Source organism: Anaerocolumna sp. AGMB13025 (genome assembly GCF_029689925.1).
Taxonomy (GTDB): Bacteria; Bacillota; Clostridia; order Lachnospirales; family Lachnospiraceae; genus Anaerocolumna.
Window position 1 is genome coordinate 1,626,953 of sequence record NZ_CP121445.1, and the last position, 24,822, is coordinate 1,651,774.

At 38.4% G+C, this 24,822-nt stretch carries 21 protein-coding genes; 16 read left to right on the forward strand and 5 right to left on the reverse strand.

Translation table 11 applies throughout. The features are described from left to right. Positions 1–186: 186 nt before the first annotated feature. Both QA584_RS06670 and QA584_RS06675 read left to right on the forward strand, forming a co-directional pair. Complete coding sequence (locus tag QA584_RS06670) at positions 187–2,046, forward strand: sensor histidine kinase (protein WP_278273733.1); 1,860 nt, start codon at positions 187–189, stop codon at positions 2,044–2,046. Further along, positions 2,043–3,650 (forward strand): response regulator transcription factor, encoded by a 1,608-nt coding sequence (locus tag QA584_RS06675; RefSeq protein WP_278273734.1) that lies wholly within the window; start codon positions 2,043–2,045, stop codon positions 3,648–3,650. Before QA584_RS06670 ends, QA584_RS06675 begins: the two co-directional genes overlap by 4 nt. A gap of 554 nt (positions 3,651–4,204) precedes the next feature. Here QA584_RS06675 and QA584_RS06680 read toward each other — a convergent pair. Then, the gene (locus tag QA584_RS06680) at positions 4,205–5,134 is read right to left on the reverse strand and encodes a CehA/McbA family metallohydrolase (RefSeq protein ID WP_278273735.1); all 930 of its coding nucleotides are present in this window, start codon (positions 5,132–5,134) and stop codon (positions 4,205–4,207) included. Positions 5,135–5,150: 16 nt separating this feature from the next. Then, positions 5,151–5,606 carry a DUF6669 family protein gene (locus tag QA584_RS06685; RefSeq protein ID WP_278273736.1) on the reverse strand — a complete coding sequence of 152 codons (456 nt, stop codon included), beginning with the start codon at positions 5,604–5,606 and terminating at the stop codon, positions 5,151–5,153. A 526-nt stretch (positions 5,607–6,132) separates the two neighbouring features. Here QA584_RS06685 and QA584_RS06690 point away from each other — a divergent pair. The 11 genes from QA584_RS06690 to QA584_RS06740 all read left to right on the forward strand — a co-directional run bounded on the left by QA584_RS06690 (position 6,133) and on the right by QA584_RS06740 (position 19,332). Further along, a complete protein-coding gene (locus QA584_RS06690) occupies positions 6,133–7,068 on the forward strand; it encodes a metallophosphoesterase family protein (protein ID WP_278273737.1) in 936 nt (311 codons plus the stop codon). Positions 7,069–7,127: 59 nt separating this feature from the next. After that, positions 7,128–7,655: a class I SAM-dependent methyltransferase gene (locus tag QA584_RS06695; protein ID WP_278273738.1), complete on the forward strand. Its 528-nt coding sequence runs from the start codon at positions 7,128–7,130 to the stop codon at positions 7,653–7,655. Positions 7,656–8,373: 718 nt separating this feature from the next. Next, complete coding sequence (locus tag QA584_RS06700) at positions 8,374–9,327, forward strand: ABC transporter permease (protein WP_278273739.1); 954 nt, start codon at positions 8,374–8,376, stop codon at positions 9,325–9,327. A gap of 92 nt (positions 9,328–9,419) precedes the next feature. Then, positions 9,420–11,174: an extracellular solute-binding protein gene (locus tag QA584_RS06705; protein WP_278273740.1), complete on the forward strand. Its 1,755-nt coding sequence runs from the start codon at positions 9,420–9,422 to the stop codon at positions 11,172–11,174. Positions 11,175–11,372: 198 nt separating this feature from the next. Continuing rightward, complete coding sequence (locus QA584_RS06710) at positions 11,373–12,290, forward strand: carbohydrate ABC transporter permease (protein ID WP_278273741.1); 918 nt, start codon at positions 11,373–11,375, stop codon at positions 12,288–12,290. 82 nt (positions 12,291–12,372) lie between these two features. Next, on the forward strand, positions 12,373–13,317 hold the full coding sequence (locus QA584_RS06715; protein ID WP_278273742.1) for a carbohydrate kinase family protein: 945 nt from the start codon (positions 12,373–12,375) through the stop codon (positions 13,315–13,317). Continuing rightward, a complete protein-coding gene (locus QA584_RS06720; RefSeq protein ID WP_278273743.1) occupies positions 13,314–14,678 on the forward strand; it encodes a family 4 glycosyl hydrolase in 1,365 nt (454 codons plus the stop codon). The genes QA584_RS06715 and QA584_RS06720 overlap by 4 nt, the downstream gene beginning before the upstream one ends. 265 nt (positions 14,679–14,943) lie before the next feature. After that, on the forward strand, positions 14,944–16,230 hold the full coding sequence (locus QA584_RS06725; protein ID WP_278273744.1) for a glycoside hydrolase family 125 protein: 1,287 nt from the start codon (positions 14,944–14,946) through the stop codon (positions 16,228–16,230). 180 nt (positions 16,231–16,410) lie between these two features. After that, the gene (locus QA584_RS06730) at positions 16,411–17,979 is read left to right on the forward strand and encodes a hypothetical protein (RefSeq protein ID WP_278273745.1); all 1,569 of its coding nucleotides are present in this window, start codon (positions 16,411–16,413) and stop codon (positions 17,977–17,979) included. A 234-nt stretch (positions 17,980–18,213) separates the two neighbouring features. Continuing rightward, the gene (locus QA584_RS06735) at positions 18,214–18,864 is read left to right on the forward strand and encodes a YczE/YyaS/YitT family protein (RefSeq protein WP_278273746.1); all 651 of its coding nucleotides are present in this window, start codon (positions 18,214–18,216) and stop codon (positions 18,862–18,864) included. Between the two features lie 255 nt (positions 18,865–19,119). After that, the gene (locus QA584_RS06740; RefSeq protein ID WP_278273747.1) at positions 19,120–19,332 is read left to right on the forward strand and encodes a TOBE domain-containing protein; all 213 of its coding nucleotides are present in this window, start codon (positions 19,120–19,122) and stop codon (positions 19,330–19,332) included. A 104-nt stretch (positions 19,333–19,436) separates the two neighbouring features. Here the strand turns inward: QA584_RS06740 and QA584_RS06745 are convergent, their stop codons facing one another. Next, complete coding sequence (locus QA584_RS06745; RefSeq protein ID WP_278273748.1) at positions 19,437–20,570, reverse strand: pre-peptidase C-terminal domain-containing protein; 1,134 nt, start codon at positions 20,568–20,570, stop codon at positions 19,437–19,439. 476 nt (positions 20,571–21,046) lie between these two features. Between QA584_RS06745 and QA584_RS06750 the strand changes: the two genes are divergently transcribed. The 3 genes from QA584_RS06750 to QA584_RS06760 all read left to right on the forward strand — a co-directional run bounded on the left by QA584_RS06750 (position 21,047) and on the right by QA584_RS06760 (position 22,825). Further along, positions 21,047–21,415: a CidA/LrgA family protein gene (locus QA584_RS06750; protein WP_278273749.1), complete on the forward strand. Its 369-nt coding sequence runs from the start codon at positions 21,047–21,049 to the stop codon at positions 21,413–21,415. Positions 21,416–21,508: 93 nt separating this feature from the next. Further along, positions 21,509–22,201 (forward strand): LrgB family protein, encoded by a 693-nt coding sequence (locus QA584_RS06755; RefSeq protein WP_278273750.1) that lies wholly within the window; start codon positions 21,509–21,511, stop codon positions 22,199–22,201. A 138-nt stretch (positions 22,202–22,339) separates the two neighbouring features. Further along, a complete protein-coding gene (locus tag QA584_RS06760; RefSeq protein ID WP_278273751.1) occupies positions 22,340–22,825 on the forward strand; it encodes a GNAT family N-acetyltransferase in 486 nt (161 codons plus the stop codon). 251 nt (positions 22,826–23,076) lie between these two features. On the opposite strand, the gene QA584_RS06765 is transcribed toward QA584_RS06760, so the two are convergent. Continuing rightward, positions 23,077–23,715 carry an SIMPL domain-containing protein gene (locus QA584_RS06765; RefSeq protein ID WP_278273752.1) on the reverse strand — a complete coding sequence of 213 codons (639 nt, stop codon included), beginning with the start codon at positions 23,713–23,715 and terminating at the stop codon, positions 23,077–23,079. A gap of 65 nt (positions 23,716–23,780) precedes the next feature. Next, positions 23,781–24,740 (reverse strand): GIY-YIG nuclease family protein, encoded by a 960-nt coding sequence (locus QA584_RS06770; protein ID WP_278273753.1) that lies wholly within the window; start codon positions 24,738–24,740, stop codon positions 23,781–23,783. Positions 24,741–24,822: the final 82 nt, after the last annotated feature.

Here is a 24,822-nt window from a genome sequence, read left to right on the forward strand (position 1 = left end):
TTCATTAACGGCAAGGATTCATCCTTTATTAAAAATGAGATAAGAAATGTAACATAAAAAATCTTTATTTATTTGCACATCGGGGAACTCTATGCTATAATCTTTAAAAATTCAGAGGCTGCTAAACTATGGCAAATCAGTAAGTTCTAAGGCATAGGAGAGCGATAGGCACCAGGAGGAAACCGGATGAAGGACAAACTAAAAAAGCTGCAAAACCGTATTTTCCATTCTAATACTATCTTTACCCAGCTTGTACTATTTACAGTTATAGTAAGTCTGGTTCCCATATTGACCATCAGTGCCCTGTTATTCCAGAAGTTAAGCGGGATGGTAACCAGGGATCTGGTCAATTCCCATTCTCAGCTGGTAGTCCAATATATGTCCAATGTTGAAGATAAATTGTATCAATACAGGAATAGTTTAATCCAGATTGCCAATAACACGATTGTATTGGACACCCTGATGGATAGTTCAGATGATAGCAATCCCTATATTAAAGGAAATAAAGTAAGTATTGAGGTTACAAAGTCTTTACGGCTGGAAAGTCATAAAGAACTGCGTAACTGTATGATTTATTCCAACATGTCCAACAATAAAATTTACGGGGTTAAGGTAGCTATGGCAGAAGGTGCGAAAGGTGAAATATGGTATCTAAACCATAAGGCACCAGAGGAGGACTATTTTATTTATTCTGCAGTGGATGGTAAAAGAGATGTTCTTTCCTTAATCCAGAATATTGTTTATATTAATACCAAGACCTATGACAGAAAGTATATAGGTTTTATTAAGCTTGATATTATTATGCAGAAACTCATCGTACCGGCATCGGACCCGGAACAGTTAAAGTACCCCTATGATATTATTTTGCTAGACAAGAGCAATAAAATTATATATTCTACAAATAAAAATTATGACGATATCCTGACAAAAATGTCCTTTGAGGATTTACAGAAGAAGGAAGTCGGTTATTATAAAGATGCCATGGTAAACAGTGCGGCCATTGAGGAATATGGACTTAAACTTATCTTCCTGTTCAATAACAGCCAGTTAAATGAGAAAATGGCAGAAATGCAGAGAACCATCCTTCCTGTTTTTATTATTATTATCATAGTAATAGTAATTACTGCCTTTCTATTTACCAGAGGCTTCTCAGAAAGGGTAGCCAGATTAGTTAAAAAAATTAAGGTGGCGGAAACAGGTGATCTGACCATTAAAGAAGAGTTAGAAGGCAATGATGAAATTGCAGTTTTAGATAAACAGTTTAATCAGATGCTTATTAAGCTGGATGATTTAATCAAAAAAAACTATATCCAGCAGCTGGAAAAAAAGGAAACAGAATTCAGGAACTTACAGCTTCAGATAAATCCTCATTTTTTATATAACACACTGGAAATAATAAGCTCCATTGCAGCGGTTAAACAGGCTTTTGCAATCTGCGAACTCTGTGAAAAGCTGGGGGATATCTTCCGGTACAGCCTGGGAAAAAATTACGGGGAATATGTAACAGTAATGCAGGAACTGCAGCATACCCAGAATTACGTATTTATCCAAAAAACCAGATTCGGCAACAAATTCGACGTGTTTTATAATGTGGAGCCGGACTTGGAAGATAAAATGATACTCCGTTTTATATTACAGCCAATTGTGGAAAATGCCATAACACATGGTTTAAGCCATATCACGGGAAAAGGTACACTTGAAATATTAATCAGCAGAGAACAATTGTTACCGGTAAGTTCTAGGAATGAAAGAGATGAAGCAGTAAATGATAAGCCGGAAATAAAGGACAAACCCGTACTTGTTATTAAAATAGAAGACGATGGTATCGGCATGTCACCAGAAATGGTGGAAGCGCTGAACCGGTATATTAACAGTGAAGGCAAGACTGCTGTTGAAAACCGTCAGAGTATTGGCATCCGGAATGTGAACCAGAGAATAAAACTGGCCTGCGGCAATGAATACGGTATCACCATTGAAAGTGTCCAATACCAGGGCAGCAGCGTAATCATACGTTTACCGATGATAGGGAAGGGAGATGACCGATGATGTATCAGAGTATCTTAATTGCAGACGACGAAGAACTAATTAGACAGGGAATTATAGCCAGACTGGAATATCTTAAGTTAAAACCTTCCGTTGTGTACGAAGCGGAGAACGGATTACAAGCCCTGGAGATCTTAATGAAACAGAAAGTAGATATTGTAATTACAGATATACGAATGGCAGATATGGATGGTCTAACGCTTATTAAAAAGACCATGCCCCTATATCCTGAGATACATTTTATCATCTTAAGCGGGTTTGCCGAATTCACCTATGCCCAGCAGGCTATCGATCTGGGGGTAAACGCCTATCTGTTAAAGCCCATATCCAATGATGCTCTGAAAAAAGCACTGGAAGATGCTATTCTTAAGTTGGAGGAGGGAAAGCAGCTAAGGCAGACTGTCATCGAAGGGACCCGTTCCATTCGGGAAAAGAAGAATTACCTGTTTGAAAAGAATATCAATGAATTATTAAGGGATTACGGGAAGGTCAGCCTAACAAATAAAACTTATGAATTAATCGATAAAAACTTTCCGATTAAAAATAAATGGGTTATGGCAGGTATCCTTAGCATAGACCTGGAAAGTTTTGAACAGAATCAATTCGGTTTCAAGGACGCTGATTTGATTCAATTTTCAGTTAAAAATGTATTTATGGAGATTGACACACTATGCAATAAAACCATAGTCAATAACCTTACCCAGGCAAACCAGTTATTTATATTGTTTTCCGCTGACAGGGAAGAATTCTTAAGAAAGGATGTAAATCTTCTGTTCCAGCAGCTTTTTACAATACTCAGGGAGAAAATGGGAATTATGTTAACTGCCGGAATCAGTTCGGCAAAGAATACCCTGACGGAAGAAAATATCAAAGAAGCCAAAGAGGCATTTTTACAGAGAATGATATATGGCAGGTCTGGTCTGTATTTTTATGAGGATATCAAAGCACTCCCACCTGCTCATGTACCATCCTCCGAACTAAATATGCTTCGTCAGTATATTGAAAAACGCGAAATCAGCCGCATTGAATATTTTGTTAATGAACTCTTTTCCGATGAGCGGATAAGACATTACAATATCTCCTACATGCGGATCGTATGGCTGCGGATTATTGATATGATATTAAAAACAGAGGCTGTTTCCTTTGTAAAGGATGCAAAAAATGTGGAAAAAATGGTCCTGAACTATGATATTCTGATTTCCTTCCATTCCCTTAAGGAGTTCAGGGAGTATTTATATTCCCTTATCCTAGAGAGCATACAGACAGAAGGGGGCTCAGATATTACGTCAAAGAGCAAGATAAAACTGGCTATTAAGTATATACAGGATAATTATAATCAGGATATAGCAATTAATGATATGGCAGATAAGTTTAGTATGAGTCCCAATTATTTTTCCGCTGTTTTTAAAAGGGAGACCGGACAGACCACTGTGAATTTTATCAAGGACTTAAGGCTTAAGAAAGCTTGCGAATATTTGACCCACTCAGATAAAAGCGTGGTGGAGATTTCGAAGGAGGTAGGTTATGAGGACAGCCAGTATTTTTTTAAAGTATTTAAGAAAGCTACTGGGCTGACACCGTTACAATACAGGAAAATGCATATGTGATTAACGATTTTACTTCAAGTATGGCGCACATGGAGGCTTCTGCAAGTATAGAAACGGGTGCTTCTGAAAGGATGGGGCAAAGGGATGCCGCCAAAGAATAGTGTAATGGAAGGCACTGAAAGATTGGTCAAACGGAAGCTGCGGAAAGCATGCTTTAGACGGATGTGATAAAAAGGATGGTGAATGTTAGAAGATTGAATGAGAGTCTAGTATATTTATGGATTATGCTTTAAGATATTTAGTTCCTAGTTAGCGAATAAGCAGCTGCATTCTCTTTCCTGCAGCATTAGCACATGCTTTTTACAAAATTTCTATTAAGCATAATCCTTATTTTACAAGTAATTTTATATTTTCTGGTTTACTTTTTTATTTCGGAATTTGGAACTCTTCATTCCAAATTAACATATTAGTCAGAAGTAAACATGAAACGATGTACTCTGTCATAAGTCCTATTATAAATTATATAGGAGTTAGTCATTGCACTGTTATCATAGCTTCATTGATTAGTCAATAAATAAATAATAATATTATGATAGATAAATAAAATAATAATATTATGATAGATGGATAACAGGTGCCACTGCTACCAGGTTTTCGATCGTGGTGTCTCTATGATATAATTTTGGAATCAATACGGTTTCCTGTTCAAGTTCTGTGAAGGGAATGGTTAAGGGAGTGTCCTTTGTAATTTCTTTTGTAAGAGTTCTTTTTTTGGTACGCAGCGTCAGGTAATATTTGTCGGTATCCTTATGAAGAAAGCCTGGTTTTCCGGTTTCTGCTATGGTAAATGTAAGGCTGCCCTTTTCTGCTTGTATTTCATATTTAACCAGAGGTCCTTTTGATATCCAGGTTCGCTGCTGCTTAATGGCATGTTCCAGTTCTTTTTCTATATTACCGTCCGGACTTCCTTCGATATAGGTTGCAAACTGGTTATCCATATCCCATTTGCCATGTAAGTCCATGCCGCTGGTAAAGGCCAGGGGATATCCTTGCAAGACTAAATCCTCCCACCATAATAAGCCACGTTCATTTACCTCATGAAGCGGTTCCAGGTCGTTAAAGATTTCAATAAAGTCAAAAGAAGTGTAGTCGGTGATTTCCATATCAAAGCGGCAGCCTCTGGCAAAGGGATTACCATAGGAAAAAGGATGTGCCACTCCTGTCAGGGCACCTTTTTCCCTTGCGGCTTGAAAGAGAAGTTCCGGCTTGTGGAGATTTATGTTTTCCCAGGATACATACTCCTTTAGATTAAAGCACAGGATATGACCATAGTAGGTTGTGTATTCCATACCGTAGATACAGGATATAGGAAGATTTGTTTTTGTCAGGAGATCCTGTATTTTTTTATGTCCTGATATGGTATTGTGATCAGTTATGGCAAAGGCATCAACATGGTTCTGATGCATGTATTCTATAAGATCCATAGGTGTAAGACTGCTGTCTGACTCGGTAGTATGATTATGTAATTCCAGACGTTTGAACATAAGATTCCTCCTGGTATTATTCATTTACTGATAATGAAAGGGTATAGTGGGTATCATCGAGTATTACGTTAAAAACCGCCAGGGTTATTTTAATGACACCGTTTAGCGTTTCTTGTTCCAGACAGCCTTCGCTGGTATATTCTGCTGAATAGTGCATATGTCTGGTGGTTAACTGTTTATGGATACCGCCGATGAATACGTCATTCATAGTGGCCAGGGTATGGATTTCTGTTTTCATTTCCCTTATTGCCTGAGCAAGCAGTTCCTCCGTAGCAACCGCCCCATCATATTCACCTTTGCAGGTATTTCTTACTTCTTCTTTTAATTCCTCTGTAATCTCATTATAATGCTGTTTATCGAAAGAAAATGCAATATCCATTTCTTTATATTCTTTGTCTAGACATACGGTATATGAGATTTGACCGACAAATCCCTTATTTAGGATTCCGCCGACTTCAAAGAGTTGTTTCATGAGAATTCTCCTTTCATTTTATAGTTAGGCACAAGCTAATCGCATAATACCGCAAGACCACGAAAGATACTGCTTATACAGATCGGTTGTCCTATCGCAGTATAAAAGCAAGGCCACTAGCTCCCCCTTGCCTGTCGCATCATGAAAACAGATGTGACACTGCCTCAAATCAGGGTGTGTAATACTTATTCACACTAGCTCCCCTTGCCTGTCGCATCTATGCAGATGTGACACTGCCTTAAATCAGGGTGTATAATATCTTATTCACACTATACTATTGTTAAGTAGCAGGTGCAATACCTGAATGGAAAGTTATATAAATTTACACTGGTTTCTATAGAATAATCCATTGTTTAATCGAGATATATATTTTAAGCTTGTGGTAGAGGTTATGAAAAACAGAGGTTCTTTACAAGTAATTTATAGTTTTATAATACCCGGTTAAAAGTGCGGCATAGCCCAAGGAATAAAATTTTAGCTTGAAAGCAAATAACAGTGTGGGGATATGCGCAGATAGGAGTTTGATATGAAAAAAGATCTTTATTTTAAGGAAGACGGGAAGTTTAAGGTTTTGCAGTTTACAGATATCCATTTCACGAACGACAGCGAGGCAGATCATAAGACGACTGCTCTGATGCAGCGTATCTTAGAGGCTGAAAAGCCTGATTTTATTATGCTTACAGGGGATACGGTATATGGTCCGGATAACACGAAGTTTCTTATAAAAGCGTTAGCGCCGGTCATTGAGACCGGGATTCCCTGGAGTTTTGTATTTGGTAATCATGATACGGAAGAGGGGGTTGGGTATGAAGAACTGTTCCCTGCTTTTACAGCTTTGCCAAACTGTTTGGCATATAATGCAGATGAATCAATTGACGGGATGGGGAATCATATTCTCAAGGTAAAAACCAGAGAAGGAAAGATCCGCTGGGTATTAACCGGCATAGACTCAGGTGCCTATAATGACTTACCAGAGGTAGGCGGTTATGATTATATAAAGACTAGCCAGAGCAACTGGTATAAGAACATAATAAGAGAAATAGAAGGTGAAAGCGAGGACTTCTCCTCCCTGGTGTTTATGCATATTCCACTGCCAGAATACAATGAAGTATGGGACACACAGATCTGCCATGGAGAAAAAAGAGAAGAAATCTGCTGTGCCAATGTAAACTCTGGGTTCTTTTCAGCAATGCTGGAAACCGGACATACCAAGGGTGTATTTGCCGGACATGACCATATCAATGACTATATGGGAGAATTATACGGAGTCCGGTTAGCCTACGGTCGTGCCACCGGATATAACACCTACGGACAGGAAGGTTATTTAAGAGGAGCCAGAATCATACTCCTTGAAGAAAAGAATACACAAACCTTCCAAACCTATATCCGCCTTGAAGATGGAACCATCATAAAAGAGCAGAAACTCCATGAACCCGAAAAAAGGGTAAAAGCCAGAGAATAGCAGGGTTAAAGTGTATACAATTTAACCGTTAAGCAGGTGTTGTGACAGGAGGATTGCCGATGTATATGGGAAATTCGCATTATTGGGATGATAAATTCAAAATAAGAGGTCAGGAACTTATGCAGCCAGAAGGCCGTATGGTTAAGGATATGGCATATTTTCCAAAAGAGGGAAAGATTTTGGATTTAGCCTGCGGCGATGGCCGCAACACAATATTTTTAGCTGAACTAGGCTACCAAGTAACAGCGGTTGATTTCAGCAACATTGCAGTTGAAAGATTAAAACAGTTTGCTCTCCAAAAACAATTAGAGATTAATGTGCAGCAAAAGAATCTAAGTGAAGAAGGAGCTTATCTGGATTTAGGAAAGTTTGATGTCATCCTAATTAACCACTACCGTCTAGAAAGTAATTTTTACCCAGTTTTAGAAGGACACTTAAAACAGGATGGAATCCTATGGATAAATGGATTTTGTGAGATTCCGGATTTTCGCGGAATGACATCATTAATTTGCGAGAATAAGATTAATTATGAAATTGGCATGAGAAAATTTATAAGATACATTTGGAGAAAGCCTGCAAAATTATAACCAAACTATCAGGCAATAAAAGAAAGCCGCCAGGAAAAATCTGACGGCTATCTTTTTGCTGTGACTACGTAATAACATATTGATAATTATGTAAAAGTGAATAATTAACCTGCAATGACACTAATCTGCAAAACCATTGTTCATAGCTGGTACAACTTGGTATACATACTGATTTTTCCATTACTGAGTTCTATTTCATGGAAAAATAGGCGTAGCTACAGAAGTTATTTATCAAGTGCAGAAAAAAGAATCCTGGATAAAATCAGCTCAAAAAACTAAATCAAAAGCAGTGGTCCGGGTCTGTTTCATATGCGTATCATTCTGTGTCTGTAAAAATTCATTTATGAATTTTTATTCACTTATGGAATTTGCATGTGGTAAAGAGAGAAAAAGCGCATTGTTTGACGAGCAAAAGCGAGGAGTTTGCGTTTTTTCTCTCTAGCCTTACCACATTCAAACTCCATTAGTGAATACAGACTCAGAATCTAAGCATATGAAACAGACCCGGACCACTGCTTGCTGCATACCCCACCGGCTGATTTTATCCAGGATTCCTCCCCCTTAAACCAACCCCTAAAACTAAATACCTTTCAAGCAACCCCGTTCTATAAATTTCCCCCAGCGTAGAAATATACACTAATTCCAAAAGATTTGTCCATTGTGAAAAATTTATGGATTTTTTATAATTAGTTTATACTAATAAAAAAGGAGGAACGGTATGAAAACCGGAATAGCAAAACCAGGACAGCCGGTCCATATTAAAAATGCATCCCTTGGCAAACGGCTCTTAAGATTCTGGCCCCTTTATCTGATGCTGCTGCCATGTATCATCTATTACATTTTGATTTGTTATGTTCCAATGAGCGGGGTGGTACTGGCCTTTAAAGATTATTCTTTTAAAAAGGGGATTTGGGGAAGTCCCTGGGTCGGATTCAGGTATTTCAAAACCTTTTTTACGAGTTATGACTGCCTTAGACTGATTCGGAATACACTAACGGTTGGCTTTATCAAGTGTATTCTGGAATTCCCTTTCGCAATCGTTCTGGCTTTAATGTTAAATGAAGTCAAAAGCATTAAATTCAAAAAAGTGAGCCAGACCATAACGTATCTGCCTCATTTCTTATCCTCCGTAATTATCATCACCATGATACAGAGGATACTAGCTCCTAATACCGGAGTTATTAACCAGATCATCGGGAACCTTGGAGGCGATCCCGGAACCTTCTTTTTAATGGATGCAAAATACTTTTTCAAGATACTATTTTCCATGGACTTATGGAGGAATATCGGTTGGGATTCCATTATTTACTTAGCGGCTATAAGCGGAGTAGATGTATCGCTTTATGAAGCTGCCGAAATGGACGGTGCTACCAAATTAAAAAAGATGTGGCATATCACTTTGCCGAGCATCCGGGGTACCATTGGACTTCTCTTTATTATGGGTGTAGGCGGTTTATTAGCTTCCGGATTTGATCAAATATATCTGTTAAGGACTCCTGGAAATATGTCCGTAGCCGATACCCTTGATACTTTTGTGGTACGAATCGGCTTACAGGGAGGACAATTCGGTTATGCAACTGCTATTGGTTTAATCCAGGGAATTGTAGGATTAATTCTGGTAATAGTATGTAATAAAATATCTAAAAAAGTTACCGAGGTCGGGCTCTGGTAAAGTATCCGGGCTTCAAAAAGTGCCGGGTACTAAAAAAGTGCCCACTTATGTAAAAATTATTCGCGTGGTGTCCACGCAGATAGGAGAGAGATATGAAAAAGAATTTTTTAACACGCTTTGTTTCGGTTACTATGGCGGCAGTTTTACTGGCAGCGAGTCTGTCTGGATGTGCAAAAACGGGGGGAAAAGAAGATACACAAACAGGAAGCAGTAATACACAAGAAACCACTTCCGATAAACCGGATACCTGGATTGCAGACCGTACCATAACGGTACAGGCCTATGTAGATGATATTGGATATTCCCTTCCCAAAGATATCAATAATACATCTGTTATGAAAGAATTAACGAAACGCACCGGTATAAAACTGGATGTACAGTATTCACCGGGGGACAGTGATGCAACGGTTATGGCTTCTCAATTAGCTTCCGGTACCATTCCCGATGTAATTATAAGTTATCTGGATAACTCCACCAGACCGGAATTCCCGTTATTATTAAAAGCGGCACAAGAAGAAATGTTTACCGATGTGGCACCTTTTATGAAGGATGCAAAAGTATACAGTCATTACCTGGAAGAGGGATATTTACCTAATGATGCTTATAAAAATATAACCTTCCGTGATGAATTTAAAGGAGCGGCTTATCTTTTACCATTATCCATCCCGGCAGTAGACAGATCCACGGTATATAATCCGCAGGATGCCTATATCGGTGGTATGTATATTCAGAAAGCGATTGTAGATAAGCTTGGTATCGACCCTACCAAGATCAACACCCAGGATCAGCTTTATGATTTATTGGTTCAAATCAAAGAAGGCGGTTTCAAGGATGATAACGGCAATGATGTATATCCGTTAGGACCAAAATTCTGGGGTGGTTCACCGGATGCACTGAGATATATTGTAACTGAATATAACTGGGGCGTCAGTGATGATTATAATATGGATGAAGACGGAACCATTAAGCACGAAGCAGAAACAGACTATGTATTTAAGAAAATCAATTATGTAAGAAAACTTCTTGCCGAAGGTTTAATGAATCCAGAATTCTTTACCATGGATGCAACCCGTGCCGGTGAAGTTTCTAAAACTCACAATTCAGCAATTATCGCAGACGTTCATAACTATCAGGATATTGTTTATGAATCCGACGACTGGGTACCTCTAGGACCTCTTAATGACTTTACCGGAAATAATTCAGAAATTAGAAATGGCAAAGGTCAAAATGGTGTATGGGCAATTTCCTCCGAAGCTAAAAATCCCGAAGAGATCTTCAAATTCTTTGATTACTTATCTACAAAAGAAGGACAGCTTCTTTGCGAATATGGTATAGAAGGTGAGAACTATACTATGGTAGACGGAAAACCGGTTTTAACGGAAGATACCTTACAGAAATTAAACAATGGCGATACAGAGGAACTTATTAATACGGTAGGTGCTTCCTTTGGTAATACTGCCTGTGTATTCTTTGGCTATGTATTAACAGGTAAAGACTACCTCGCTGATTTTGGTGAAAGCCGTCCTGGTGCAGCTTCCAGTACAACTTTTAAGAGATCTGTTGATATTGCCACAGAGTATCCTCATACCTATAAGCTGATTTCTGGTCTTAATGCAACAGCTTATCTCTCCGCCGAAAATATGGCAGATGTAAAGAGTCAGATGGATCTGCTTAATTATAAGGAAATGCTGGTACAGGCTATGTTTGCACCATCTGATAGTGATGTAAATAAAATCGTTGAAGCCTTTCGTCAGCAGTTAAAATCAGCAGGAATTGATAAATTCAAAGAGTATTTAAAAGAGCTTTATGCTCAGGATAATACAACGATTAACTTTTACAATAAATAGTTATAAACGGACAAACGAAGAATTTGTTCCGGTTCTTAGGATAGCGGCAGGACAAGAGCATGCCGCTATCCCCATAAATAAAAGTGTTCTGTTTATAAAAAGGTCAGTTAATAACCAAAATACGTTTAAGAATATACCTTTATTAAATCCCTCTGAGGATTGTAAAGGAGTAAATGAAAAGAAAGGATACGATAATCCATGAAATCAAAAAGTGTTCCTGCAGGCAGTAAGATCAAAACTAGCACTTCGGAAAAAATTATCCAGATAATTATTGATTGTCTGCTGATTGGGTTATGTCTTCTCATACTTTTACCCTGCATCAATGTACTGGTGTTATCTTTTAACGAAGGTTCCGATGCGGCAAAGGGCGGAATCTATTTCTGGCCAAGAGTGTTTTCACTGGCAAACTATAAAGAAGTATTTGCCGATGGAAGTATTATGAAAGCATATAAAATTACCATAGCCCGTACCATAATCGGAACAGCGGCAAGCCTCTTGGTAACGTCTTTGGCAGCTTACTCGTTAAAAGAAGCAAAACTCCCCTTTCGTAAACTGATTACGGTACTGATTACATTTACCATGTTGTTCAGTGGTGGAATGATTCCTACTTATATTCAATATAATAAACTGCATTTACTGAATTCCTTCTGGGTATATGTTGTTCCAAGTCTGGTAAGTGTTACTTACCTGCTCATGATGAGGACGTTCTTTGAATCCGTACCGGAGAGTCTGGAGGAATCTGCAAAGCTGGACGGCTGCGGATACTTTAAAATCTACACAAAAATTATGCTGCCTTTAAGTAAACCAGTTATCGCAGTAGTTGGACTTTATACGGCAGTGAATCATTGGAACGACTGGTTCTCCGGTTCTTTTTACATGAAGTCAAGTGCTTTATGGCCGGTACAGACTGTTTTGCAGCAGATGTTATCCAGAGCCATGGCTTCCCAGCAGGTGACTACGGTAAGCCAGGCAATTGCCCACAATACCAACTCGGTAACCTCCGACTCGTTAAAGATGGCGGCGGTGGTGGTTACAACCGTTCCGATTCTCTGTGTGTATCCCTTTGTACAGAAATACTTTGCCCAGGGTGCCATGATTGGTGCGGTAAAGGGATAAGTTAAATTACGAACGGGAACTTAAAAATACGGATAATAGGAAGTAAATTTAGACGAAATAGATAGTAGAAAGGGTATAAACAATGGCTGAGAATAAATGGGATGCATTTATCTATGGTGATGTAAATGTGGATATCGTAATACCCGGAGTAGAACATTTTCCCCTGCCTGGGCAGGAGGATGTGGTGGATACCATGGAAACTTATGTAGGTGGTGGTGCGGCCCTTTTTACCCTTGGACTTGGTAAGCTGGGGTTAAAGCCTGTATTTCAGGGAACAATCGGTGGGGACTGTTACGGAAAATTCATATTAGAGGAATTTAATAAAGTCAATGCAGATTGTTCTTTATTAAGGGTCAGCGAGTCCAATCAAACAGGTATATCAATTAGTTTTACCAACGAAAAGGATCGTTGCTTTTTGACTTACAGAGGAACAAATGCAGAAATCGATTTAGGTTTGGTAGAATTAAACCAGGTGGAAAAGTCAAGGCATATCCATGTAACAGGATATGCGGGAAGTAAAAATCACGGGAAATATTTAAGCCTGTTAAAACAGGTAAAAGAAATGCAGAATATAACAGTTTCTTTTGATGTGGGCTGGGATGATACCGATGAATGGTATGAAGGAATTTATGAGTTATTTCCTTACATTGATGTATTGTTTATGAACGAAACAGAAGCCATTCACTACGCAAGAAAAGCAACTGCCAGGGAAGCAATCAAAGATTTTTCCGGCTATTGCAAAACCACTGTTGCAAAACTTGGTAAAAACGGAGCCATCGCATATCAGGGTGGTAACTTCTTTCAGGCACAAAGCTATAATGTTACGGCAGTGGATACGACTGGTGCCGGGGATTCTTTTAACGCAGGCTTTATATACGGTTACTTAAAGGGTAAGGATATAACGGAATGCTTAAAATACGGCAATGGCTGCGGAGCGTTATCCGTAACAAAGCTAGGTGGCAATACCGGATTTCCTACCGAAAGCAGGTTGTCAGAGTTTATAAAAGAACAGGAAGAAAGGCAGTGATATCATTGAAAATCACAGTAATTGGCGGCGCAGGAGTAAGAACGGTTATCTTTATAAACGGGCTTCTGAAACGTTACAAAGCTTTAAATATAGATAAAGTAGTGCTTTACGATATTGACCAGGAGAAACTTCAGATTATCGGAAAATTGTGTCAACACGTAATTAACAGAAATCAAAAAGACCTTAAACTAGAAACCGCGGATAATGCTATAGATGCCATAAAAGGTGCTGACTATGTGGTTACTACCTTAAGAGTCGGTGGTGACCATTCCCGTGTAGTAGATGAAACCATAGCGTTAAGTGCAGGAGTAATCGGACAGGAAACGACCGGTGTAGGCGGATTTTCCATGGCAGTACGTACCATACCGGTTTTACTTAACTATTGTGAACTGATTAAGCAGTATGCTCCAAAGGCCTGGATTTTTAACTTTACCAATCCTTCGGGATTAGTGACACAGGCCTTAAAGAGTGCGGGCTGCGACCGGATAATCGGTATCTGTGACGCTCCCAGCAGTACGAAATTTCGTATGGCAAAGGAACTTAAAACAACGGAAAAGGATTTATATGTAGAGTTTTTTGGTCTCAATCATTTATCCTGGATCCGCAGCGTGAAAAAGGAAGGAACAGAGATTTTACCGGAGTTATTAATGGATGATGCTTTTTTGCACAATATTCAGGAATTCTCCATGTTTGACCCTGAGTTACTTAGATCCCTTGGTTTCCTGCCCAATGAATATCTATATTATTATTACCACCGGGAAAAGGCACTGGAAAATATCTTAAAATCCGGAGCAACCAGAGGAAAAACCATAGAAGACGTTAATATCCGTATGATGGAGGAACTAAAAACCATGGATATGGAGGCGGACCCAGAAGGAGCCTTACAGACCTTTTTGTATTACATGGCAGTCAGAGAAACTTCCTATATGAGTATTGAAACCGGAAGTAACAAAAAGGAAGCCATTGAAAAAGGAAATCTTATGGTACCAGATGGTATGGGATATGCCGGTGTAATGCTTGATTGTATTGAAGGTCTTCAAAGTGAGGAAGGCAATTATCTGGTGTTGTCTGTTGAGAATAATGGCTGTATTGCAGGATTATCAGACAACGATGTCATAGAAGTTACCTGCAAGGTATCCAAAGAAGGAATTATACCAGTTCCTATTGGTAAAGTACCGGAGGATTGTTATTTATTAATCCGAATGATTAAGTTGTATGAAAAACTGACAGTAGAAGCAATTAAAAATAAGTCGATGGAAACTGCTATTAAAGCACTTACTCTCCATCCCCTGATTAATTCTTATTCCCTGGCTAAGAAACTGACTGAGGAATATGACAAAATTTATGGCGGAATATTTTAATATATTGTTCTGAATTTCCAAAGTTCATAATATTAGCCTGAAATTCCAGATTTCGTATTGACATAATCTCTGGATAAATTATAATAATTAGAGTTTATAAAATAAATTATAACTATTGTGGAATTTTGCTGGATAGTTAGGTAATCTGGGAAATTGAAAGAGAAAAAGAAAATATAGAATGAGAAAGGTGCCGCATTTAGAACGAATCCTGTTCATTTGTGGCAGTATCGCGAGAGTTCATTTGCGATATATAATAGGTAAGTATATGAATATGGAAGAAAAACAACAACAATTAAATCAAGCGGTACGTGAAATTGCCGAAAAAATCGGAGATAAGTTTAAAGATAATGCAAAACTCCATCAGACCTTTATTAATTGCTTTGAAAGTACGGCTAAAACGACTACCAAATTTTTAGAGAATGAGGAAACCTTTGTATTTACCGGAGATATTGCTGCCATGTGGCTTAGGGATTCTTCTGCCCAGGTGGTACATTATCTTCCCTTTGTAAAAGAATATTCGGTAATCGGGGATATGGTAAAAGGTTTGATAAAGAGACAGATGGCCTGCATTATGATTGATCCTTACGCCAATGCCTTTAATGAAGAAGCCAATGGAAACTGCTGGGAAGTGGATATTACGGAATCCTCACCCTGGGACTGGGAGAGAAAGTATGAAATAGATTCCTTATGTTACCCGATTTGGCTCCTTAATGAATATTATGCGGGAACCGGGGATCACTCTGTTTTTACCGAAGAGGTAAAAAAGGTCTGCGACATTATTATCAAACTATGGCGCAGAGAACAAAATCACGACCGTGATTCCAAGTATTCCTTTATCCGTGTAAATTGTCCTCCGTCGGATACCTTAACCAGAGATGGTAAGGGAGAACCCACCGGATACACCGGGATGACCTGGTCAGGTTTTCGTCCCAGTGATGATGCCTGCAAGTATGGTTATCTGATTCCCGCCAATATGTTTGCGGTTACAGTACTAGGCTTCATAGCAGAATTTGCGGATAAAATCTTTAAGGATGCTTCTCTGAAAGCAGAAGCAGTTAAATTAAGGGATGAAATCAATCAGGGAATTAAAGCTTACGGAGTAGTAAAGGATGAAGAATTCGGAGAGATGTATGCCTATGAAACAGACGGACTAGGCAATTATAACCTGATGGATGATGCCAATGTTCCTAGTCTTTTATCCATTCCCTGGATTGGTTTTACAGATACAGAGGATAAGATTTACCAGAATACCAGACGTTTTATTTTAAGCAGCCGTAATCCTTATTATTATGAAGGATCTTTTGCAAAAGGGATTGGAAGCCCTCACACACCGGATCAGTATATCTGGCATATTGCCCTTACGATGCAGGGATTGACAGCAGAAACAAAAGAAGAAAAAGAATCGATACTAACAACCCTTTTACAAACCGATGGGGACAAGCAGGTCATGCATGAAGGCTTCCTCTGCAATGATCCCAAGGCATATACCAGAGAGTGGTTTGCCTGGGCAAACTCCTTATTTGCTTTGTTTGTAATGGAAGTATATCAGTAAAAAACTGTAATTATTCGTAGTGGTAATTTTTTTAAGTGGATACCGTATGGGGAATAAAATATGTATTTGCCTATGCGGTATCCTTTTTCGGTAGCTGAAATATTACTCTATATTTATTATGGTTTTGATACTGTATTTTGCACCCTCAAAAACAAGTATATCACAAAATGGAGCAGACTTATGAAAAATTACACATTTGATACTACAATTGAAAAGGAAGTGCTGGAGAATTACTTATCCAGAGCAGTTACAGCAGCATTTTTTATACACACCAAGACCCTTGAAGATGATTTGCGTGCCATAAAGAATATAGGAGTTAAATTTATCGGAAGAGCTTCCGGTATCTGGACCCCGGACCCAGACGATGAAGAACATTTCAGACTTTCAAAATATCTGGCGGACAGAGTACATGAAGTAGATGAAGAAATTATATTACAAGCCTGTATTTTTGAAGCCGCCTACCGTCACATTGAGAACTTTAAAGTACCGGCATATGTTTTTGAAGCCTTTGGGCTAAAGGAAGAAGATCGAGGTTTTCGTTTTGACGAGATGAAATTTCCACAAAAACCAAATGGTTTTATCTGGGGTGAGGAGGGTGCTTTACCGGACATTAACCGCTTAGAGACCAGAATGTGGTTTTACTACAGGGCAACAAGATATATTGATTCAGGCTATGAAGCCCTGCATTTAGGACAGATACACCTCTACACTGCCAATGACCGGGGAATGGTAAAAATGGCGGAACTGATTGACATGATCAGGGCGTATGCGAAGGAACACGGAAGACGACATAAAGTACTTTTAGATGCCCACAGTCATGGCATTAGTATAAAAGGGCAGTTATTGTTAGATTATCATGCTATGCCCTTTACCAGATACCCGGTACTTGACAGAAAAGGTGAAAAACTGGTGCTAGTCCGGGAAGGTTTTAGCGAAGGCGGAGTTAACCCAAATGGCTGGAGCGCAGAGGTAATGCCTTATCTGATGGAATATGATAACTGGGGAGGCAGGGTATTGGAGGATTTTGATTCCTGCACCTATGAAGAGAGAGGCTTTAAAGACTGGTGGGGTTTTGACCAAATCGGCTGGTTTGCCAATCAGGACTGGGAAGGGCAAAAACATTTTCTGGAATACACCTATAAATGGACTCAGATTAATAACATCAATGCTTATTTTCAGATTCCCTTTAGAAGAAGCTTAGACGGTGCCGCAGTAAAGATGAAGCGTTATGATAACGGGGAAGAAGACATACAGGATTATTATCAGATTAATACAAAAAGTACCGGTTGTCCCATGGGATTTGATCAGGAGGAAACAGTCAAGAAAATCTGGGCCTTAGGAGATGAACTCCGTAAAGCGGCCGGGAATCCGCCTGATTTAATTGAATACGGTGCAAAAGATATTTATGATGAAGAAACAGGAATGAAACTGCCGCAGAAAGTAGTAGTGTACGGCAGCTTTCAGCCCCTTACCGGCGCGGTGCAAAACGATTCCAACAGTGAAGTAACCAGGATGTATTACATCGGTAATAATACCTATACCCTGTCAGTGGTAATCCCCTTTGCCGGAGAATATGATTATGCCATATCCACTTATGGTACCTTATCAGCAACCTATTGTTATGATACTTATCCAAGAAGCGGTTCCAGCAATAAAGGATATTTTAAGGTGGATAAGGATAATACGGTGGTACGGTTTAAATATGTATTTATAGATAATATCGTAACGGTTGAAACCTTTGACCTGTAAAGGAAAAGAATCTTTAGGTAGTCTAATACCTTGTTTTTAAATGAACTGGTCATTAAACTTATCTGAATTTACAGAAGCGGCCTTTATAAAGTCTCGCTGTTGTATCACTGCACCTGCACTTTTAAAAGGTCGCCTATAAAATTTCATCCTGCCTTTCCTAACCGATTATTTCGAAAAAAATATATTAGTAATGAAATAAAAAATACTTGAAAGTTGATCAATAAGATGGACAAAATGTTTCATAAATTTAAAGCATTATCCAAAAAAGAACTACTGATAAATTGCATTCTATATGGAATTGGAATTATCTTTATGCCCCTGGGAGTAGTACTGACAATTAACGCCCATTTGGGAGCAGGGGGCTATGATGCCCTTAATTTTGCATTGGGAAATAAGCTTGGCATAAACACCTCCCTTGCAATTTATTCGACAGCGTTTCTGGCAATCATAATAGCTGCCTTAATAAGAAAAACGCTGCCCAGGTTTTCCACTTTTATATCCTCCTTTTTCCTGGGAGTATTCACAGAACTTTGGAAAGCAGTATTTGCATCGGTGGAAGGGAACAGCCTTCTACAATCGCTGGTACTATTTATCGTAGGAATGATTGTTATTGCCTTTGCCGTAGCAGCTTATGTAATATCTATATTTCCGTCAAATCCTACCGATGACCTGGTAGTAGCATTAACGGAACGGAAACTGCGACTGGGTATTGCTAAAATATCCCTGGATGTGGTATGTGTTGTAATTGCGATAATTCTGGGTGGTGAAATCGGTATTGGCACAATCATCTGCACCTTCGGACTTGGACCAGTAATTGATGTATTCCACCAGTGGATTCTAAAAATACTGAAAAAACTCAATGTAACTATCAACCACCAGACCTGATTCGATATAACGAACCTATTATTATATTTACATATTGGCTGCAGTAATTCCGTTGGATTTAGATAGATGTATCAATGGATTTACATGCAGCTTGTTTGTTTCTATGATTCCTGGCTAAGCATTATACCTATCAGGTTAACATCCAAATTTTTAAACTCAGGTAATATCCGAAGATACATAATTTTAAATTAATTATTTACAATTAATAGAAAATATGGATATAATAAGATAATTAGTTGAAAGGAGGTGAATTATATGAAAATTAGCGCGAGGAATCAATTAAAAGGAAAAGTATTAGAGATTAAAGATGGTGCGGTGAATGGTATCGTTGTAATGGATATTGGTGGCGGTAATGTTATAAGCGCAACTATTTCCATGGATGCGATAAGGGAGCTTGAGTTAAAACCAGGTGCTGATGCATTTGCCATAATTAAGGCAACATCTATAATGATCGGGGTTCCGGACTAAAAAGAAACTACCTATATAAGCTAAAAAGCTGCTGCAAAATAGGATAATATCCTGTCTTGCAGCAGCTAATATTTTGAAAATATATAACGGATTCTTATATAGTATTATTTGTTCAGTTTAAGGGTATAGGAACCGGAACTGTTCTTTGCATCTTTTGTTATCTTAATATAATAAGTTCCTTTAGGAAGCTTGTCCGAAGACCAGGTTTCTGCAGAGAAAGAAGCATCGTCATTCACATAACGAAGGCTACGAGTGATAGAACCGCTAATACCACCGCCGTAAAACTCCAGAGCAATTACTCCGGAAGTACTTCCGGTAAATGTAATCTTTACCTTCTGAGATTTGGGAAGAGTGATTTTATACCAGTCTACTTTTTTAGTAGAATCTGCAGTGGTTACTACTCCTGTAACTGCTTTGCCGGCAGTGAGTTTCTTTGCCTTGGCTTTCTCAGTACCGCTTGAATCGGTGATTGCCTTAAACGTATATTTGATACGGTAATTGTTGGAGCTATTTTTAACCTTTATGTAATAGGTACCTTTTGCTACTGCGAAGTAAACCGCATTATCTGAGGAATAGTAATAGGTTTCATCAGAAATAGCTTTCTTACTGCTGTTTAATAAAGTAACATAGCTGGAATATTCGGACTCCAGGTTAATGGTAAGACCACCAGTTTTAGGAACAGTAACCTTGTAGTAAACAGGCTTAGAACTTTCTATATTAGCAGATATAGCCCATACCTTATCCTTTAAAGCTCTATCATTGCCATTTATAAACTTTGCGGTAAAACCGAATACATAAGTTTCTGGTTTTACATCGGAATAATCAATTACAGAGAATTTAAGATAATAAGTACCTGCTTTTGGTATTGCAGCAGTTTTATCGTAAGTACTGTAGGAAATTCTATTGGTACATGCTTCATCAGAAAAAATTGTGAAATCGCTATATGATCGATCAGTTTCTTCAGAAAGTTCTGCACTGCAGATGAGAAGACCTTTCTGATTAAAGGTAATAGGTATTACGAATTCCTTCTTATCTGCAGGTACATATACAGTGAAGGAATTGACTTTCTTAAGCTCTGCATCACTTCCCGTAGTAAGGATATAAGGGGATAATTCATCAACGGTTTCTCCGCTTTCTGCGTCAACCGCATAACCATCGGCCGCGAAAGTCTTCATCGCAGGCAGGCACAAAAAGATAAGTGTGAACGCTGCAAAAAATAGTAGTAGTTTTTTCTTCATATTTGTTCTCCTTTTCCAAATTATACAAGTTTCATTATATACTATTTTTTCGACAATAACAATCAAAATTTGTTAATTATTTGAATGATATTACAGGTTTTTGTCTAATAGTGTATAAAAACAATGAAACGATATGAGCGAAAGCATACGCTGTTTTTCGAATACTTATAAAATTTTAGATAAAAATTGATCGGGATGGACAGCTTTTTTATACCAATTACTTATTGACTACTAGGGGGTAAAGTACTAGAATTGTTGTGATTATGATTGGTTCTACCAATTAAGAAGAGATTATTCTTTCAAATCGTTGAGTGTCAAAGGTTGAAAGAAAATTTATGATTTAAAAGCACCACATTACGATTCTTTCAAAGGTTGAAAGAAAATTTATGATTTGAAAAGTGCCACATTATGCTTCTTTCAACCGGTTTTTAGTGGCAGTTTCGTATGGAAGCATGGGATACATAAGGGGGATAGTTATGAAATACATGAAACAGACGGGTATTATACTGGGTATCACATTTCTAGGTGAAATAATACATCGTATAATACCCCTTCCCATACCCGCCAGTATATACGGGTTAATTATTATGCTACTATGCCTTTACAGCGGGGTGGTAAAAGTTGAGAAGGTAAAGGAAACAGGAATATTTCTGATTGATATTATGCCCCTTATGTTCATACCGGCAGGAGTTGGTCTGATAACGGCCTGGAAGGAACTTAGCAGAATACTGGTTCCTGTAGTGATAATTACAGTATTAACCACAGTCATAGTAATGGTAGTGACAGGAAAAACAGCTCAGGCAATTATGGAAAAGGATAAAGGTGACAAGGTTGAAAGAAAATAAAAGAGTAGAAAGGATGCCACATTATGATTCTTTCAACCAGTTATATTTGTGGCAGTATCGCAAGTAAACTTGCGATATGCAATGGGTGTAAAGATGAGAGAATTTCTGACTAATTCCGTTTACTTTGGTGTAATAATAAGTTTGGCAGGGTATATCCTTGGTCTTAAAATGAATCATACATTCAAATCGAACTTATGTAATCCCCTGCTGATCTCGATTATTTTTGTTATGACAGTGCTGGCAATATTTCGTGTGGATTATGATAATTATAATTCCGGTGCCAAGATATTAAGTTATATGCTGACACCGGCTACCGTATGTCTGGCAATTCCCTTATATCAGCAGTTGGAATTACTGAAAAAAAATATAAAGGCTGTATTTTTTGGAATACTTGCAGGTATGTTCTCCAGTCTAATAAGCGTATTAGCTCTGGCTTATCTATTCCGCTTAAGCCATGAACAGTATGTTACTTTACTGCCCAAATCCATAACAACAGCAATCGGGTTTGGAATATCAGAAGAGCTTGGTGGAATTACTACCATTACGGTAGCTGTTATTATAATTACCGGTGTCCTTGGAAATATGATTGCTGAAATGATATGCAAAATCTTTCGTATCCATCATCCTGTAGCGGTAGGTCTTGCACTTGGAACCTCCGCCCATGCCATAGGTACTGCGAAAGCACTTGAAATCGGAGAAATTGAAGGGGCAATGAGCAGTCTATCCATAGCGGTATGCGGGTTATTAACAGTAATTGGAGCTTCAGTTTTTGCCAACTTCCTTTAAAATAAAAGCAAATGATATTAGCATATAAGCAAATGATATAAGCATATAAGCAAATGATTAAGCAAATGATAAAAGCAAATGATATAAGCAAATAATAAAAGCAAACAATAAACGCAATCAAGCGAAGGAGCAGAATCCATGATTATCAGAGAGGCAAAAGTGAAGGAGAGGGAACAACTGTTCCGTGAAGCCTATAAGCTGTGGAGCAAGAACAGGACTTTTACGCAATACTGTGAGGATAACAGTAAGGAAGATTCCTATGGAACGAGATATATCATTGAAGCAGAAGGTGAAATAGTAAGTTCGCTGATTTTACTTAAGTTAAAAGAACAATATGACTGTAAGGTCTATGGTTTTGGATCGGTACTGACACCTTCTTTACATACCGGAAAAGGATATGCTTCCCGGTTATTAAAGCACTGCCTTGAGGAAATTATTGAAGAGAATTCCATCGTTTTTCTATATTCCGAAATTAATCCTTCATTTTATGAAAGATTTAAGTTCAGAATATTGCCGCCACATCTGCAAAAAGATAAGAAAGCTGTGTGCATGGTATTATGTACCGATTCTATATGGGATAAAATAATGGAAGGGTCAAAAGCCTGCTTACCGGATTATTTTTAATATAAAGCTTGATTCAAGTGTCAGAATACCTCTTAACGTGTATTCTATATACGCCCGTATTCATTCAAAATTCAAAGTTGACCTTTTGGCATCAAAGCAAACTGGTGATAGGCACTAATAATTAGTCACTTATAATGAATAACTGGTCATCCGAGACGTTTATCTATCAGGATAAAGTCAGACAGATGACCAGAAGGGTCATGAACATAAAGACCGTTTGTGAAACGTCGGTCCTGAAAATCTGAATGATATCAGTAACTAAAACGAACGGTAACAAAAGCTTCAATCAGTTTATTGCCGGGCTCGATGGGAGTAGCAAAGGCTCCCTCTCTTGCGAAGGAACTGCGGGAAAATGGTATAGGAGGCGTACTGTTTTCCTCAATATGTAACGGAACCGGATCTAACGGAACACCTAAGAGCATTGCTAATGACTCTGCTTTTTGTATAGCACTTAAGACAGCCTGATTCAATGCCTGTTGGTAATACAGTTTCAGATCGGAAACCTCAAAGGATATAAAATCTACAGTATTGGCACCATAGGATACTGCAGTGTCAATAACTCTTCCTACCTGTTCCATATCCGTTAATCGGATTTCCACAATATTTTGTACTACATACCCACGGTCAATCTGGGTGCCGTTCACATAATCATAGCGTTTATCGATGGAGTAGCGGTAGGTCTTAATATCCGATATTCCCAGACTTTTGATGGAATCAATAACTGCCTGGCTGATTTGTGCATTCTCACTTTGTATTGTCATTAAGTTGTCTCCGGCTGTTTCAACGCCAAGACGAATAACAGCAATATCCGGTATCGCAGTAACCTGACCCTGACCGGTTAAAGTCATGGTTTTTTCATCATAAGTTCCGTCATAGTTGTATCTGGACATAATTTATACCTGACAATTTGTTGATATCAGTATATGCTTAGGCAGAACATAATAAGAATAAAAGTTCAAAGTAACATAACCATGTCTTCTGGCAATGCCGTTATTTCTGAATATAAAACATCCCTAAAGTCAATTTGCATCTTATCGCTTAAGTCAATCCTGACAACTTGCTCTTTCCCCTTCTGAATAAAACAGTCCCTATCTTTGGGACCAGGAGGCTGCGAAAATTTTTCTTTTAAGCGGATAGTACCGTTTGAGACATAAAACAACTTACATCCTTCGGTGCAAGGGATATTTAGTAATATATTGTTTGATATCAGGTTCTGATAGGCACTGATACCATGCTTAATATAACCAAAGCCGGAGATGATATCCCGGTATTTAGAGGCCGTTTCGAATTTGTAGGCTGTAGCGGCTTCGGTCATATACCCTTTTAGTTTCTGTACAAACAGGTCAATTTTTCCGGTATCCGTAAGCATGTCCAACATACAGGTGCGGTTAGCGGCAAAGGCAGCTTTATCAAGGGTCACCGGCAGCAGGTGATATTCAAATTGATAAGCCCCGTCTAAGTTCGTTATGGGGTATAAATTCTTGAAGGAATCAATAATATCAAGCAGTGTATATCTGCTGCGGAAAGGTCCGAAACAATCCTCCTCCCGGTCCGGTATGACAGCTAAGGGATTATGATAATTAAAGTCTGCCACCTTTAGATACACATATCGCTGATCATTTTTCATCTGGGAATTAAAGTGGGGCTTTACAGCTTTTATCAGTTCACATTCTAAAAGTCTGGCTTCTAAGTGGGTATCGGTTACTATGTATTCGATGTCATGGATAAAACAGACTAGCTTTTTTACCTTTTCCCATTTTGGTGTTTTGGCAAAATAGGACTTCACTCTTTTCTTAAGACATTTACTTTTTCCGATATAGATAATAACACCGTCTGCATTGTAGAACTTATATATGCCGGGAAGTTCCGGTATTTGAGCTAACTGCTCTTTTATATGATTTGCAATTTCTGGCAATTATTTCACCTTTTTCTAAGTTTTAATTCAAATTTATCTGAATCTATATTATAATGAAATCCATAAAGTTACAATACGGTAA